This is a genomic window from Bilophila sp. T19-St14, assembly GCF_059728385.1.
The window spans coordinates 536,657-552,939 of sequence record NZ_BAAGFT010000002.1; the positions used below are offsets into that span (position 1 = coordinate 536,657).

The following is a 16,283-nucleotide window of genomic DNA, read 5'->3' on the forward strand; positions in this document are numbered from 1 at the left end:
AAACTCCGCAGTCCATAAGGTGCGGTTGAAAAACAAACGGCCCAACCCGCCGCCATCTTGTGAGGGGCACCGTCCACGCCCCGCTTTAGGGCGGGATCAGGGGCGGAGCCGGGCCAGTTCCTCGCGCAAGCGTCCGTTTTCCTGCAGCAGCCTGCGGTTTTCAGCATAGAGCTGGCGGTTTTCAGCGGAAAGCTCCCGGCGCTCGGCGCGTTCCTCATCCAAGTCCTTCAACAACAGTGGGCACTGGCGGCAGTCGCATCCTGAAGAGAGCTCTTTATGCCGTTCGCGCATCGCGCCGCGCCCGAACAGCAGCCAGCCGGGAGATATATCAAAAACGGAGCATACGTTGATGATAAACTCCAAATCTGGCATATTGGTGCCGCGTTCGTACCTCCCAAGCGTGGTGAGCGGCGTCCGCAGACGTGTGGCGAATTCGCTCTGTGTCATGGCGCCCCGTACGGCCTTCAGCCGTTCCTGCAATGATTCCATAGGCAACGTGCATCCAAAGCCCGCAGCCCCTTTGCTTTCCTCCGGCAGGGCGCAATCGGATCGTCGTTGCCGGATCCGGCCGGAAAATTCCATTTTTGATTGACAATAATTCAAAAATGGTTAATAAAGGGCGTGGGCGGTTGAGAAATGATGTGACCACAGAACTCTACCGAACCCCTACCAAATGATCAACGTACATCCCCAAGGAGTGCGGCCGAACCTGACCTCTCCCTCCTTCGCCTCAACAATGCCCCGAAGACGCCTGTCCCCCTCACCGGACAGGCGTGACGTGCCGCGCTCAATGCGTACCGCCAATACATGAATATAACATACAATCTATTCTGTATTTGCTCTTTAGAGCGGAGCATGTTAATTCCTGTCTGTCGTGAAGAGATGCACCTGTTAAGGACGTTCAATGGCAAGGCAAGCTCAGAATCAACCGACTTGCGCCTCCCCTTCGGATGAGGCTTCTAAGGCCGCAGCCGCTTCCCAAGTGCGGGTTCCGGCCCGGCAGCGAGCCGCATCTTCTCTTAATCTCCATAAGGTTATTGGAGATACCTCAGCCGAAATCGTCTGGGAACAGGCCTGTGCTCCGGGTGCCGATTGTATTTTTTCCGGTGATTCCCGTTTTGCCTGCGCCAACCGATGCCTCCCGGCTGAAGAAGCCTACGAAACGATCCACCCTGACGATCGGCCTTTATTCCGTTCCGACATTGATTCGCTCCATTCCGGAGGGCAGGATACCTTTTCACGCCGGATCCGCAGCCTTGGCTGTGACGGGAGCTGGATTCCCGTGGATGCCTACGCCCGCAGCCTACGCGACGGCAGCGGGACGCCCCTGTATCTCATCGGCGGCTTTAGGGACGCCTCCAACCTCCCGCCCGCCTCTTCTCCGGGCATCCTCCCCCGCGACCCCGCCGTATCCGACATCATTTGGGAACGTTCCGTATCCGGGGGCGGCTTCGCCGTTTCCGATGGCGTGGAGCGTTTCCTCGGCCACCCGCGCCATCACTTCAGGAGTGCGGAGGATCTCATCTGCCTGTTTCACCCCAGCGACCTCGCCATCGTCCATGAACATATGGAAGCCATAGGCAAGCTGGCTGGCTGCGACTGCCTTTCCGTACGGATACGCCATAACGACGGCACATGGCGGCAGGCCGAGGCCCGCATGACCGTCTTGCGCGGCCGGGCCGGCGAAGACAGGATCATCTGCGCGCTTAAGGACGTCACCCCCAAGCCCGCACGGGATCTCCCGCCGCTCCAGCCCGCACAGATTTCGTCCTTGACAGGGTTGTACACGCTCGAAGCCGGGCAAGCCATTATTGAAAAAAACCTTCTCACCGGCCTCAACTTACAGGCCCTCATTCTCGTGGATTTCCGCAACCTCAGCGAAATCGAACAGCGCCACGGCAGCCGCTGGAAAAACCTTTTCCTTCAGCACGCGGGGGCCATCCTCCGCAGCCTCGCCCGCGAGAACGATGTGCCCATCCACTGCCGCGCCGGTTCGTTTATCCTGTTTGCCGATCAATACGAGTCCCTCCGCGAAGTGACCGACCTTACCCGCAGCCTTCAGCGGGCGCTTGGCGCCGCCTGCGCTTTCGACGGGGAGCCCGATTCCGTGGAATTTTCCATCGGCATCGCCGTCGCGCCGTACGACGCCCTCACGTTTTCCGGCCTCATTGACCGCGCTGCTCAGGCATGCAGCCAGCGTTCAGGGGTGAACTTCTATGACAAGCAGGCCGCCGACCGTTTTCGGATCGACGCCGAATTCATTGAAGAGGAGCGCCGCCGCGAAAAAGAGCAGATACGCAAAGCCCTCCAGACCATCATGGATAACGTGGACGCCTACCTCTTCGTCGTCCACCCGCTCCGCCATGAGGTGCTGTTCGCCAACCGCCAGATCCGCAGCATCCGGCCTGAATGCATACCCGGTTCATCCTGCTACCGTTCCTTTTTCCGTTTCGACAAGCCCTGCATCGACTGCGCCATCCTCAAAGGGCAGGACTGCCTCATCGAAAAGGACGGCCAACAGATTTATCTCCAGCTTCGCCATAAAAAAATCCGTTGGCTCAACGATGAGATGGTCTACCTCGTCAGCGGCATCGACATCACCGAGCGCATGCTCCACGCCCGCAGGCTTGAGCACATGGCTTACCACGATTCCCTGCTCGACATCCCCAACCGGCAGGCCGCGCTCAGGAACCTCCAGCACATGCTGCGCGAGGGCAAGCACTGTGCCGTCGTCTTGTTCGACATCAGCGATTTCAAGCTGTTCAACGAAACCTTCGGCCACGCCAAAGGCGATCTCCTGCTCAAGGACGTGAGCCTGTCCATTGCCCGTTTTGTGCCTGAAGGCAGCCTCTACCGTTCCGGTGGGGACGATTTCCTTGTCCTGCTTCCCGGCGCTGACGGCCCGCAGGCCGAACGCCTTGCCCAGTCCGTCAGGGCCTCTTTCATACGCGTGCTCACCATTGAGGATCTTGAGTACACCTGCAACATCGACGCCGGGATCAGCGTTTCGCCGCAAGACGGCACCAATCCGAGCACCCTCATCACCCACGCCGAGCTCGCCCTTGCCGAAGCCCGCAAGGAAGGCCGCGGCATCTACCAGTTCAACAAGGAACTCGATCAGCGCCTCTCCCGCAAGAAGCTGCTCCAAATCCTCATCCGATCCGCGCTGGCGAACGGCGATTTTGAGGTGCATTTCCAGCCGGTTTTCGAGATCAGCACGGGCCTGTTCCGCAAAGCCGAGGCTTTGCTGCGCCTGCGGGACGCTGCGGGCAATTTTATTTCCCCCTCCGAATTCATCCCTGTGGCCGAAGAGACCGGCCTCATCGTGGATGTCGGCTACCTTGTGCTCGACACCGTCTGCCGCCAGCTTCTCAATATGGCAAGTGTTGCGGGGCTCCCTTTCCAAGTCGCCGTAAACATTTCCGCCATCCAGCTTCTCCAGACCAATTTCGTCAGCAGGGTTGTGGAAATCATCCAGTATCACGGCATCAACCCACAACAGCTTGAGTTTGAAATCACCGAGAGCGTGCTCATCAATTCCTTTGAGCAGGTGAAGAGCGTCATGCAGCAACTGCGGGATAAAGGCATCCGCTTTGCGCTTGATGACTTCGGCACGGGCTACTCCAGCCTGAGCTATCTGACCCATCTCCCCATCAGTACCCTCAAGCTCGACCGTTCGTTCATCAAGAACCTCGAAACGTCCGAAAGCAACCGGCAGGTATGCAAGGCCGTCATCGACATTGCCCGCCACTTCAACATGGCGATCGTCGCTGAAGGTGTTGAAAACCAAGAACAGTCGAAAATCATTTCAGAAATTGGGGCAACAAGCATACAGGGCTTCTATTATGCCCGGCCCTTGCCCGGCGGCCAGCTTGTCCCGTGGCTTTCCGAGCACGAGGATCACGGCATCCCCGCGCCAACCGGAGAGAGAGAGAGAGAGAGAGAGAGAGAGAGAGAGAGAGAGAGAGAGAGAGAGAGAGAGAACTCTGGACCCGGCCGAAACTGAATGGCCTGCGCTCCTGCCCCTCCGGGGGAAACGGTGAGGAGGGCGGGCCTTTTCATCTGGACGAGAAAAGGCATGTGATGCTGCATACTTCTCAGGCAGATCAAATTTTTTCCGTTATGGAGGATGGCACCGCATCTTATCTGGTTCTTGAGTGAGCCCCTGATTTCAAGGGGCCGATGCCGCCCCACCGGAAAATCCGCGTACCCCCTATTGGGGGTAATGCCGTACATGGTTCTGCGGAACCGCCCCGGATCGATCACCTTGCCGATTTTCACGTTTATCAGGAAGTACGGCGAGGTTATGCCCCTGCCCAATCCTGTCCCTCTGCAAATCATGCCTAGCCCGATTCCCTTCCTCCATTTTCCCTTCCTCCATTCCCGAATGGAGGGAACAGCGGGAACGGCATCAGCCCGGACGCGAATCTGAGAGGAAAAGCCGCCTGCATTTCCTGTACTCAATCCGCCGACCCGCCGGGCCCTTTGCCAGGCGGGAACGCCCGGCCCTGTTTTCCCCCGTTTCCAGCTTCCGCGAAAACGCCTTCCCCCCTTCCTTTACAGCGGGGGCACTCTCCAGACATGCAGCTTTCCCCACCGGATGCGAATGAAAAAAGTCTTTTATCTTCATGGGCAAGAGAGGGTTCTGGACGCCGCAAAAATGGATCGGGGCACGTTCCGCTTTCCGGGCTGAACCAATTTCCTTTCCCGGATGCCGCTCTAGGCCGTACCGTCAATTAGATATAATATATTGAAATTATTAAAATATTTTCAGATTACAAAAATATTGTTTCAATAATTTCAAATAGTTATATATTAAACAACAACACGGCCTGACAAGATGATGACATGCGGCAACAGGCGTGCTACGCAGGGCGAGAACTTCAGGAGGGATGGGTCGTATGTCCGGGTTCGGCGTTTTTCTGGCTATAGCGACGGCCTTTTCATGGGCCCTTGGGTGCGTCGTCCATACGACGGCCTCAAGGGTGGTGGGGATACCGGCGGTCATGCTCATCCGGCAGCCGCTGGCAAGCGTGGTGCTCGGCATCTTTTGCCTGATTACGGGCGACTTGTGGCTTCCGTCGCTGCATTTGTTTTGGCTGGCGGCGGCCTCCGGGGTGTTCGGGATCATCATAGGCGACGCCTGCCAATACGCGGGCGCGCTGACCATCGGCCTGCGCCCGGCGCAGGTATGCCAATCGCTGTCCTCGTGCTTCACCGCCCTCTTCGGTTCCATCTATCTGAACGAATATATAGGGCTGCAAGGCTGGCTCGGAATGTTCGTGGCGACATGCGGGGTGATCCTCGTGATCCTCTCCGAACAGCGGGACGCCCATAATCCCCCGGTATCCAACAGGCAGCGCAACAAAGGGGTCATCATTTCGCTCCTTGCCGCCGTCTTCGTCGCGCTCGGCATCGTTTTTTCCAAGCAGGCCCTCCAGGAGGGCATCGGCGCGCTGCCGCTGGCTTTCTACCGCAACGCGATTTCCACAGTGGGCATCTGGACGGTCGGGCTTGCCTTCGGGGCCATCCGTCCGGCGTTCGGGAACCTCAAGGCCAACCCCGGCATCCTCAAGCTCTTCCCGCTCGGCTGCCTTTTCGGCCCCGCCGGGGGCATCTGGCTTTCGTGCGTCGCCCTCGACTACCTCCCCGCCGCCGTCGCCGCGATGCTCATCGGGCTTCAGCCCATCGCCCTGCTCATCATCACCGGGATCATGGAGCGCCGCATCCCCGCCCACAATTCCATCATCGGCTCCATCATAGCCTGCACCGGGGCGGCGATCCTGCTGCTCCGATAACGGGAAAAAACGCCCCATCAGGCGGATTCCGTTAACACGGCCCCACAAGGTGCCCCGCTCCAAGAGCGCGGCACCTTTTTTCGCGCACGGCGCCAGCCCGTTGATGCCTTCCAGCGGCATTGCCGCCCCAAAACGTGTTCCCTCCACATAGCTCATGAGAATCATTCAAGTAATCATGGGAGTTCGCCCAAAACGAGCTATTCCTAAAAGAAAAGGGCTCCCTGTCCCTCCACCATTGCTTGAAGCCTTGCCGTGATCCTTTTGCATTCAGGATGCCGTATGCCGAACAACGTATTCTCTACTGCATTGGCCTGTAATCCCTCCCCATTCCACAGCCGTTCCTCCCGAACACGATCCCACGGGCTCAAAACGGGCATAGCCCAATCGCTCATCGTGACGCTATGCCTGATCGGGGCGCCGGGGTGCTCCACATGGAGCGTGGGGCCTGATTTCGAGCGGCCCGATATGCAAAACATGCCGGAAAAATGGGATGCGGGCGACCCGCAGCCCCCTCTCGCCGGGAATGTTTCCCTGGATGCATGGTGGCAGAGCTTCAATGACCCCGCCCTGAACCAGCTTGTGGCGCGGGCGCGCCTCTCCAGCCCCACCATCGAGGCGGCCCTGCTGAAAATCGTACAGTACCGCGCGCAATATGCCGTTGCCATAGGCAGTTTCTTTCCGCAGACGCAGGAGCTTACCGGAACATACAGCTCCGAACACCCCAGCCGCCGCTCCGCCGATGCGCCCCAACCGGGCGAACCCTCACAGCCCGGTACCATCCAGCAACTGAATCTGGGCTTTCAGGCGACGTGGGAAATCGACATCTGGGGCAAGTACCGGCGCAACGCCGAAGCCGCCAAGGCCGCCCTCCAAGGTGCCCATGCGGGCTATGAACTCGCGCTCGTAACGCTCAGCGCCGATGTCGCCCAACAGTATTTCAGCTATCGCATGACGGAAAAACAACTGGAAATCGCAAAACGCAACAGCTTGGCGCAGAAGGAATCCGTACGCCTGACCGAAGCCATGTTCCGCTTGGGAGCCTCAAGCGGGCGGGACTACGATCAAGCCGTCGCCATGCAGAAGAATACGGAAGCCGACATCCCGCAGTTGGAAGCGCAGTTGATCGCCAGCCGCAATGCCCTGTGCGTGCTGCTCGGCATCCCCCCCGGCCCCGTACCGGAACTGGCCCCGGACTGGATGCCGCAGCCGCCTCAAACGGCTCCCGGAACAGCGCGGGCGTCTTCCGGGCCCATAGCGGGGAAAACGCTTCCTCAAGGGGCAATGCCATACGCGGCGGAACGCACCGCCCAGCCCTTTATCCCTCTGGACATAGCCATAGGCGTCCCGGCGGATCTCCTGCGCCGGAGGCCCGATGTACGGCAGGCGGAACAGGAGGCGGCGGCCCAGTGCGCGCGCATAGGCATCAACAAGGCGGCGCTGTTCCCTTCGTTTTCCATCAGCGGCTTTCTGGGTTTTCAAGGAAGCGACGTCGGGGCCTTCACGCTGGGAGACACCTTCTCACACAACGCCTTCACCGCAAGCGCCTCGCCGTCCCTGGTGCTGCCCTTCCTCAACTACGGACGGCTGTACAATGCCGTGCGCGCGCAGGACGCCGTTTTCCAGCAAAGCCTCGTCACCTACAAACAAACGGTGCTGCGGGCATTGCAGGAAGCCGAGGACGCCATGAGCTCCTTCATCCGTTCCCGCCAGCGCCTGACCCTGCTCCAGCAGGCCGCAGAAGCCGCCGGGCGCTCCACCAAGCTGGCGCTTGAGCAGTACAACGCGGGCAGCACCGATTTTACCACGGTCGTCTCGGCCCAGACCACGCAATACCAGCAAGAAAACAGCGTTGCGGCGGCAGCGGGAAACACGGCGCTGCAAGCCGTGGCCCTGTTCCGGGCCCTAGGCGGCGGCTGGCAGCCCCAGCCCCTGCCGTTGCCCAAGGCCACCGTCGACGCGATGAAAAAGCGTACCGACTGGGGCGGCATGCTGCGCGATATGGAAAGCGCCCCCGTTGCCGGACAGTCCGAGATCCCACAAGCCGAAACGCACAGAGGTTACTGATATGCACAGCTGCGACTCCCAAACAGCCCTTCGCCAAAACCCCGCCCGCGTGCCTGCGTCCCTCCTGCCCGGACTGCCGGGGCTCGCTGTGGCCCTCTGCCTTGTTCTGTCCGGCTGCAACGACACGCCGCATAAGGCAGAAACGGATGAACCTCTGCCCGTGGCCGCCGTCAAACCGGAACGGCGGGATGTGCCTTTGCTGGTGGAAAGCACGGGGATGACGCAGGCCGTGCGCACTGCGGACATTGTGGCCCGTGTGGAAGGCACGCTCCAAAAAATAGCCTATGCGGACGGTGCGCTCGTGCAGGAAGGGGACACCCTGTTCGTCATTGATCCCACGATGTACAAGGCCAAACGGCAGCAGGCCGAGGCCACGCTGGCGGCGCAGAAGGCGGTACGGAACAGGGCGGCGGTCGAATACGCCCGCAACCGGAAGCTCTACGCGGAACGGGCGGCCTCACAGTCCACGGTGGTCAGCTGGCGCGAACAGTTGAGCAATGCCGAAGCGCAGGTCGCCGCCGCGCAAGCCGCCCTGACCCAAGCGGGTATCGAATTGGGGTATACGGTCATCAAGGCCCCGTTCACCGGGCGCGTGTCGCGCCATAAAGTGGACGTCGGCAACGTCATCAGCCCGCAGACCGGAACGCTTGCCTCCATCGTTTCCCAGGATCCCGTCTATGCCAGTTTTACGGCCCCGGCGGACAGCATCCTGCCGCTTCTGAACAGCTTCGACGATGCCAAATCCATCCCCTTGGAACTGGCCGTCGGCGATGGGCCTTATTCCATCAAGGGGAAGCTCGACTACATTTCCCCGCAAGTGGACGCCTCTTCCGGGACGCTCGCCCTGCGCGGCGTTTTTCCCAATACGGACGGCAAGCTGCTTCCGGGCCTTTTCGTACGGGTTCAGGTCCCCACGGATCGTAAGAACGAAATGCTGGTGATCCCCCGGCAGGCCGTGCTGGAAAATCAGGGGAAATCCTTCGTATACGTCATCGGGCAGGACAGCCGGGCCCGCATGGTCCCCGTGGCGACCGGGCCCGCCGTGGGCAGTGACCGTATTGCCGTCATCAGCGGGATTACCCCGGAATCGTTGGTTATCTATGACGGCATGGCCCATATCCGGCAGGGCATGGCCGTCACCAACACCGCGCAGTGACGCCCGCCGCACGCTGTCGGCCCCTCCCCCGCAGTATGAGGAATGTCCTATGTTTACACGCCTGTTCGTCCAAAATCCCATTTTTACCAACGTCATTGCCATCATTGCGGTCATTCTGGGCATCGTGTCGCTGACGCGCCTTCCCATAGCGCTGTATCCCGACATCACCCCGCCGACGATCGCCGTTTCCGCCAGCTATCCCGGCGCGGACGCGGAAACCGTGGCCAAGACCGTCGGCGCGCCCATAGAGCTGCAAGTCAACGGCGTGGAAAACATGATCTACATGTCCTCCACCAGCGCCGATGACGGCACCTATTCCCTCACCGTCACCTTCGCGCTGGGGACCGATGTCAATATCGCCATGGTATTGCTGCAAAACCTGGTCAACAACGCGCTCCCGCTTCTGCCGGAGGTCGTACAGCAGCAGGGGGTCACGGTCACCAAACACTCCCCCTCCATCCTGCAGGTCATAGCCCTCGATTCCCCCGGCGGCTCCTACGACAACCTTTTTCTGGCCAACTACGCGAACCTGCAAATCGAAAACGTCCTTTCCCGCGTGAAGGGGGTCGGGCAGGTGCAGGCTTTCGGGGCCGGGTTCTACGCCATGCGGATCTGGCTGGATCTCGACAAGCTCAACTACCTTGGCGTGAGCGTGGACGAGGTCAATCAGGCCATCAGCCAGCAAAACGTCCAGGTAGCCGCGGGCAACGTCGGCGGCAGGCCCAATTCCGACAAGCAGGCCATGCAGTTGACGGTGCTCATGCAGGGGCAGTTGGACACGCCCACGGCATTCGGCGACATCATCGTCAAGACGCTGCCCGGCAACCAGATAATCCGGCTGCGCGACGTGGGCGAAATCGAAATGGGGGCACAGTCCTACGGGGCGCAGTCCCAGATCCGCGGGGACAACGCGGCGCTCATCGCCATCTACCAGCTTCCCGACGCCAACGCCCTTGAAACCGCCGCCAACATCCGCAGCGCCATGGAAAAGCTGTCCAAGGATTTCCCGCCCGACATGCGCTGGACCATGCCGTTCGACACGTCGCACTTCGTTTCCATCGCCGTGACGCAAGTATATCTGACCTTTGTAAAGTCCATCGTACTGGTCATGCTGGTCGTGCTGGTCTTCCTCCAGAACTTCCGGGCGGCGGTCGGCCCGGCGGTGGTCATTCCCGTGACCCTCATGGGGGCGTTCGTTTTCCTGAACATCGCCGGTTTTTCGGTGAACATGATATCGCTTTTCGCGCTCGTGCTGGCGATAGGGCTCATCGTGGACGACTCGATCATCGTTGTGGAAGCCACCATGTCCCATCTGGAGCGGGGGCTTACGCCGCAGGAGGCCGCCCTCGCTGGCATGAGGGATCTGTTCCTCTCCATCGTGGCGGTGATGTTCGTCTTTGCCAGCGTATTCCTCCCGGCGGCCACGCTCCCCGGCATCACCGGGCAGCTCTATAGCCAGTTCGCGCTGGTCATAGGCGGCGCGGCACTCCTCAGCGCCGTTTTCGCCATCTCGCTCACGCCCACGGAATGCTCCCTGCTGCTCCGCCAGCAGAAAGCCGTGCGCCCGGCCTCGTTCGACGCCCCGCAGGGCGAGCGGCCCGATTTTGCGGAAGACAAGGCCGACGTGACGACGGGCAATGTCTTTTGCCGGGTCTTCAACCGCGGGTACAACGCCCTGCACGGCTTTGCCATGCGCATTGTGGGGATCACCCTGCGTTCGCCCGCCATCTCCCTGCTGACGTACGGCGTCCTCGCCGCCTTTGCCGTCTGGGGGCTGACAACCCTGCCTCAGGGCTTCCTGCCCGAAGAGGATCAGGGGTATGTCCTTGTGAGCGCGCAGCTGCCCGACGCCGCGGCCAGCCCGCGCACTTCGGGATTGGCAGGCCGTATGGATGAGGTGTTCGCCAACACGCCCGGCGTGGAAACATGGGTCACCATCAGCGGTTTTTCCATGCTGGAAGGCGCGGCCCTGCCCAATGCTGTGACGGCCTTCGTGATCTTTGAAAGCTGGGCGAAACGCGGCACCAAACTCAACCAGTACGCCATCATGGACGAACTCTACCGGGGATTCGGCCAAATCCCCGAAGGCGAATTCATGGTCATCCCGCCACCGCCCATCATGGGCATCGGCAATGCCGGGGGCTTCGACATGATGATCGAAGACCGGGCCAGCCGCGGGCCTCAGGCGCTGGAGGCGGCGGTACGGGCCTACGAGGAGGCCGCGGCGAAAGATCCGCGCCTTGAGCATGTCATGTCCCTGTATTCCGCCTCGACGCCCAAGCTCTACCTGAACGTGAACCGCACGCAGGCCATGACGGAAGGCATTGCCCTGCCGCAGCTTTTCACGGCCATACAAACGGCGTTCGGAGGCCAGTACATCAATACCTTCAGCAAATACAACCAGAACTATCAGGTGCGCGTGCAGGCCGCCGAACGCTACCGCAGCACGGCGGACAACCTTTTGTCCCTGCGCGTGCCCAACGGCAAGGGCGAGGAAGTGCCGCTGGCGGGTTTCGCTTCCGTCCAGCAGGTCAGCGGGCCGAGCATCGTGACGCGCTACAACCTCTACTCTTCCGCATCCATGCAGGGCAGCGCCGCCCCCGGCGTCAGCACGGGCGCCGGTATGGAGGCTATGGAAGAAATCGCCGGGCGGGTACTGCCCCAAGGTTTCGGCTACGAGTGGACGGGGATGAGCTTTCAGGAAGAGAAAAGCCACGGGCAGGCCGCCATTGCCGTCGGTCTGGCGATCCTGCTGGTCTACCTGATCCTCGCCGCGCTGTATGCCAACTGGATATTGCCCCTCGGCGTGCTGCTGGTCATCCCGCTGGCGCTGTTCGGCACCGTGGCCGCCATCATGCTGCGCGGCATGGACAACAATATCTATGTGCAGATCGGGATGCTGCTGCTCATCGCCATGTCCAGCAAAAACGCGCTGATTCTGGTCTTGTACGCGCGCCGCTACGGGGAACAGGGGATGCCCCCCATGCAGGCGGCGCACAAGGCCGCGAGCGTCAGGTTCCGGCCCATCCTCATGTCCTCGCTGGCCTATGCCGTGGGCGCCCTGCCCATGCTCTGGGCAACGGGCGCGGGCGCGATCAACCAGCAATATCTGGGTACTGCCGTCTTCGGCGGCATGGTGGCGACGGCGCTGCTCACCGTGCTGTACGCCCCGTTTTTCTATACGGTGTTCATGGGGCTTTCCAGCAAACTGGGCGGCAAACGGACGCCCGAACCGAAGCAAGCCTGAAGCGGGGCCTCACCCGGAGGCTCCCCCGGCCCCCGGCAAGGGCGCTTTCCCTGTGCTCCGCAAGGTACGAGCGGCGCTCCGGAAGGGAAATGCCCACCCTGCTTGAACGCGAAGGTAAGCCGTCCGGCAAGCCGCGCGCCGACAGGGGAAGCGCCCTTGACCTGATCCCCGATTCCTTTGACCGCGAGGCCGCCAACGGAACCGCCTGAAGCATGGCGCTGAATGGGCCGCCGGGAAAAGAGTTTTTGTAATAAAAGAATACGTTTCACAAATACATGGAGGGGGAACCAAAGCCCCATCAAGGGAAAAAGAAAAAGGCTGTGTCATAGAAAAAGGTTGATGCCTTTTTCTATGACGTTCCAAGGGAATAACCAATAAAATGTCTCAGCCATAAAGTCCGCCAAGGGGAAAACTGGAGAAAAGGCTGTATTTTCACTTTGCTGTGGAGATGAAACAACCACAGACTATGACGGAGCCAAGAAAAAAAGCTGTATCATAGAAAACGGTTGATGCTTTTTTCTTTGGCTGTGCCATAAGAAACGGTTGATGCTTTCTTTCTTGAAATTCCAAAGGAATAACCAATAAGATGCTTCAATTATGGAGTCCGGTAGCGGAAAAATTGGAGAAAAAGTCTCTATTTTCAGCATACTGCTGAAATAAAGCAACCACGTGCTATGACAGAGCCTTTTCTTTGAAGTTCCAAAGGGATAATCAACAAAATGTGTTAGCTATGGATTCCGTCAATGGGAAAACCAGATAAAAGGCCGTATTCTCAGCGTGCTGCGGGGATGAAACAACCACAGACTATGACGGATCCCCCAAAAGAAGCAGTACGAATGCCCTTCCCCTCTTTGTGAGCCTCCCCTTCTCTTCTCCCTATTTCCATATTTCCGGCTCTTCCACGCGGGAGAGGTTCCTCCCATTCTGCCTTCCCTATCAGCCGGAAGCTCCGGGAAAGGGGGCGGAAACCAAGACCGTGCCGCAGGGAACGATTGCTGCTTTCTTGCCATTCCAATAACGGGCCGGTAAAACGCTCGGCCGGGCGTCCTCCAACGGGGAAATTGGGGAAAAAGTCCTGTCCGCACTTTGCGTTGGAGATGAAACGGCCACATTCCATGACAGGACCAAACCAAAGAAGGGAAACCCCTCTCCAGAAAGGTTTCCCTCCATCCAGGCCGTGCCGTCATTTTACATATGACTATTTGAAATTATTCAAAATAATATTTTGCGGCTTGAAAAATAGTGAAATAATTTCAATAGATCATATCTCATTGACGACACGACCCAGGAACCCCGCGCCGTTCCTTGCCGAAAATTATTGCTTCGCGTCGTAGACGAACGCGATGATCGCTCCGGGGTTCTTCATATCGCTGGTGGGCTTGCCGTCGCTGCCAAGAACGTTGCCGCGCACGTCGGTAGCCACATAAATGGTCTTCCCGTCGGGCGAGACGAGCACCGAACGGTAGCGGTTGGGCGTATGGAAGTACTTGGTCACGTCGCCCTGCGCGGTTTTGCCGTCGGCATTGAGGGGCACGCGATACAGTGCGCCGTTCTTGAGGCTAGTCACGAGAAGGGAGTTGCCCCAGCCGGGGATCGGGCCGTTCGCCGGGTAGTAGGCGACGCTCGACGGCGCGATGGTCGGCCAGCACAGGTAGGCCATGTCGCCGCAATGCCCGTCGCGGAAGTTGTACGAATTCGGCACGGTATAGAACGTCTTGATGGGTTCGCGGAAATCCTCGGCCTTCCACTCGGTTTCCTTCTGCTGCGGGACGCCGGCGGGGATATCGGTCGGGAAGTAGCTCTTCGCCAGCTTTTCGCAGTCGGGGGCCGCCGACCAGTTGCCGTATACGTAGCCCTGATCATCCCGGAACCCGGCGACATGCGGCCAGCCGTAGTTGCCGCCCGCCACGAGGAAATTGATCTCATCGTCAGACGAAGGGCCGTGCTCGACCTCAAAGAGCAGATCCCCCACAAAGACAAGCCCCTGCGGGTTACGATGCCCGTAGGTGTACACATGGCTCCTGACGCCGTTGATGACCGGGTTGTCGTCCGGGATGCCGCCGTCGGGATTGAGGCGCAGCACCTTGCCCGCATAGGCGGAATGATCGCCCGCGTCGAGTTCGGCCTTGGTGGGGATACGCTGGGCGTCGATGGGCTTGCAGACGTTCGCGCCCTGATTGTGCCCCTGCTCCCCGATGGAGTAATAGAGCTTGCCGTCGGGCCCGAAGCGCAGGCGGCCGCCGTTGTGGTCATCCCCGGCGGGCATGTTGCTCAGGATTACTTTGGGATCGGCAATCTTCCGGGTCTGCGGATCATAGTGGAACCGGACGATGCGGGCGTGTTCCCTGCCGCCGTCCATATATGTATGCGCGACATAGACGTTGTTCTTGCTGCCGTTTTTGCCGAGATCGGAATCAAGGGCGATGCCGAGCACGCCTTCATGCTGCGGCCCGGCCTTCACGCCCGGAATGCTGCCGACGAGCTTTTTCTCGCCCGTTTTGGGATCCACGCTGGTGATGCGGCTCCCTTCGCGCTCGGAAACCCAAATATGGTTGTCCGGCCCCCAGACCATATCCCACGGGGCGGCAAGGCCTTCGGCGATAACGACCCCTTCAAACGGTTCCGCCGTGGGCACCGCCTTTGCCTTTTGCGGCGCTGCGGCCCAAGAAGCCGGAGCGCTCAGAAGCAGCAGCGCCATCGCGCCTGCCATGACTCGGAAATGGTGCATCCTGTACCTCCTGATGTTTCTCTGCATATCGGAACGCGAGCTTCGCCGCCGCGCGGTTTCCGGCATTGTCAAAAGCGGGAAGGCGGTTTCCCGTTCGGCAAAGGCGGGGGAAACGCCTCCCCCGAAGCGGGTTCCTTTCAGGCTGGCATTGCCTTCCAAACCTGAAGCGCCCCCATCCTGCGGGAACGCGTGAGGAGGGCTTTGGGTAAGGCGCGGGCAGATGCTGAAGGACGCCCACGCCTTTCAACGGCGGAACAGCCGCAGAATGTTACCCATGACGGATGAACGTCCCCTCTTCCAGCTCCATAAACGCCTCGCGCACTTCCTCATCGGTATTCATGACGATGGGGCCTCCCCAAGCCACGGGTTCGTGCAGGGGCTTGCCGGAAACGATGACCATACGGGCGCCTTCGGGCCCGGCATGGAGGCGGATATTGCCCCCTTCCGAGAAGAGGACGGCACGGCGGGCGGGCTGGAGCACACCTTCCGGCTCATAGGCGCACGAACCTTCCATGAGATACGAGAACACGGTATTGCCGGGGATGGTTTCCATCTCCCACGCAGCTCCGGGCCCCATCTCCACATCAAGGAACTGCACGTCCACGTATTCGCCTTGTACCGCACCGCCGATAGTGCCGTATTTTCCGGTGACGACGCGGATCGTCACCCCTTTCTCCTCAATGACGGGGATGTCGTCGGGGGTGATGTCGCGGTATTTGGGATGAACCATCTTTTTGTCGCGCGGCAGGTTGATCCAGAGCTGGAGCCCAAGCATCCGGGGGGATGGCTGGGGCATTTCCTGATGCAGGATGCCCCCGCCCGCCGTCATCCATTGACAGCAGCCGTCTTGAATCCTCCCGCTGTTGCCGAGACTGTCCTTGTGGTCGATTTCGCCTTTCACCAGATATGTAAACGTCTCAATCCCGCGATGCGGATGCAGCGGAAAACCGCGCACGTAATCCGCGGGATTCAGCGAGTCGAACGCATCCAACATGAGGAACGGGTCGAAGTCCCGGATCGTCCCTGAGCCAAGCACGCGAACCAGATGCACCCCGGCCCCGTCCATCGCCTGACGGCCCGTTACGATCTTTTTGACCATACGGTATGACATGACTGTCTCCTTTTTTCCCATACTATCCTTCACACGGTATGGTGCGTCAACGAAATAAACATTATTTTTAATATGATAGGATTATAAAGGAGTTCCCAACGGCTATGGGGCGTCCCGGTTGTACACCCCAAAACACGCATTGCCCGGCAGCGACATACCGATCCCGTACACAATAAGAG

Annotated in this window: 8 protein-coding genes; 5 read left to right on the top strand and 3 right to left on the bottom strand. The window is 59.9% G+C overall.

Features of this window, described 5'->3' with window-relative positions; translation table 11 throughout:
- Positions 1 to 96 precede the first annotated feature (96 nt).
- Positions 97 to 489: a helix-turn-helix domain-containing protein gene (locus tag AC6I1V_RS16840; protein WP_479860128.1), complete on the bottom strand. Its 393-nt coding sequence runs from the start codon at positions 487 to 489 to the stop codon at positions 97 to 99.
- A gap of 415 nt (positions 490 to 904) precedes the next feature.
- On the opposite strand from AC6I1V_RS16840, the gene AC6I1V_RS16845 reads away from it, so the two are divergent.
- The 5 genes from AC6I1V_RS16845 (at position 905) to AC6I1V_RS16865 (ending at position 12,265) form a co-directional block, all read left to right on the top strand.
- The gene (locus tag AC6I1V_RS16845; RefSeq protein ID WP_497737265.1) at positions 905 to 4,006 is read left to right on the top strand and encodes an EAL domain-containing protein; all 3,102 of its coding nucleotides are present in this window, start codon (positions 905 to 907) and stop codon (positions 4,004 to 4,006) included.
- 895 nt (positions 4,007 to 4,901) lie between these two features.
- On the top strand, positions 4,902 to 5,798 hold the full coding sequence (locus tag AC6I1V_RS16850; protein ID WP_308772095.1) for a DMT family transporter: 897 nt from the start codon (positions 4,902 to 4,904) through the stop codon (positions 5,796 to 5,798).
- Positions 5,799 to 6,077: 279 nt separating this feature from the next.
- Positions 6,078 to 7,862: a TolC family protein gene (locus tag AC6I1V_RS16855; protein ID WP_486853490.1), complete on the top strand. Its 1,785-nt coding sequence runs from the start codon at positions 6,078 to 6,080 to the stop codon at positions 7,860 to 7,862.
- Between the two features lies 1 nt (position 7,863).
- Positions 7,864 to 9,018, top strand: coding sequence for an efflux RND transporter periplasmic adaptor subunit (locus tag AC6I1V_RS16860; protein ID WP_486853489.1), 1,155 nt, complete (start codon positions 7,864 to 7,866; stop codon positions 9,016 to 9,018).
- A 49-nt stretch (positions 9,019 to 9,067) separates the two neighbouring features.
- A complete protein-coding gene (locus AC6I1V_RS16865) occupies positions 9,068 to 12,265 on the top strand; it encodes an efflux RND transporter permease subunit (RefSeq protein WP_486853488.1) in 3,198 nt (1,065 codons plus the stop codon).
- 1,315 nt (positions 12,266 to 13,580) lie between these two features.
- Here AC6I1V_RS16865 and AC6I1V_RS16870 read toward each other — a convergent pair.
- Positions 13,581 to 14,993, bottom strand: coding sequence for a glucose/sorbosone family PQQ-dependent dehydrogenase (locus AC6I1V_RS16870; RefSeq protein WP_486853487.1), 1,413 nt, complete (start codon positions 14,991 to 14,993; stop codon positions 13,581 to 13,583).
- A 268-nt stretch (positions 14,994 to 15,261) separates the two neighbouring features.
- A complete protein-coding gene (locus tag AC6I1V_RS16875) occupies positions 15,262 to 16,104 on the bottom strand; it encodes a pirin family protein (protein WP_302552954.1) in 843 nt (280 codons plus the stop codon).
- Positions 16,105 to 16,283 lie beyond the last annotated feature (179 nt).

Coding starts and splice junctions, on each gene's coding strand:
- AC6I1V_RS16870 (WP_486853487.1), bottom strand. CDS start 14,993: ATGCACCATTTCCGAGTCATGGCAGGCGCGATGGCGCTGCTGCTTCTG.
- AC6I1V_RS16840 (WP_479860128.1), bottom strand. CDS start 489: ATGGAATCATTGCAGGAACGGCTGAAGGCCGTACGGGGCGCCATGACA.
- AC6I1V_RS16860 (WP_486853489.1), top strand. CDS start 7,864: ATGCACAGCTGCGACTCCCAAACAGCCCTTCGCCAAAACCCCGCCCGC.
- AC6I1V_RS16845 (WP_497737265.1), top strand. CDS start 905: ATGGCAAGGCAAGCTCAGAATCAACCGACTTGCGCCTCCCCTTCGGAT.
- AC6I1V_RS16850 (WP_308772095.1), top strand. CDS start 4,902: ATGTCCGGGTTCGGCGTTTTTCTGGCTATAGCGACGGCCTTTTCATGG.
- AC6I1V_RS16855 (WP_486853490.1), top strand. CDS start 6,078: ATGCCGAACAACGTATTCTCTACTGCATTGGCCTGTAATCCCTCCCCA.
- AC6I1V_RS16865 (WP_486853488.1), top strand. CDS start 9,068: ATGTTTACACGCCTGTTCGTCCAAAATCCCATTTTTACCAACGTCATT.
- AC6I1V_RS16875 (WP_302552954.1), bottom strand. CDS start 16,104: ATGTCATACCGTATGGTCAAAAAGATCGTAACGGGCCGTCAGGCGATG.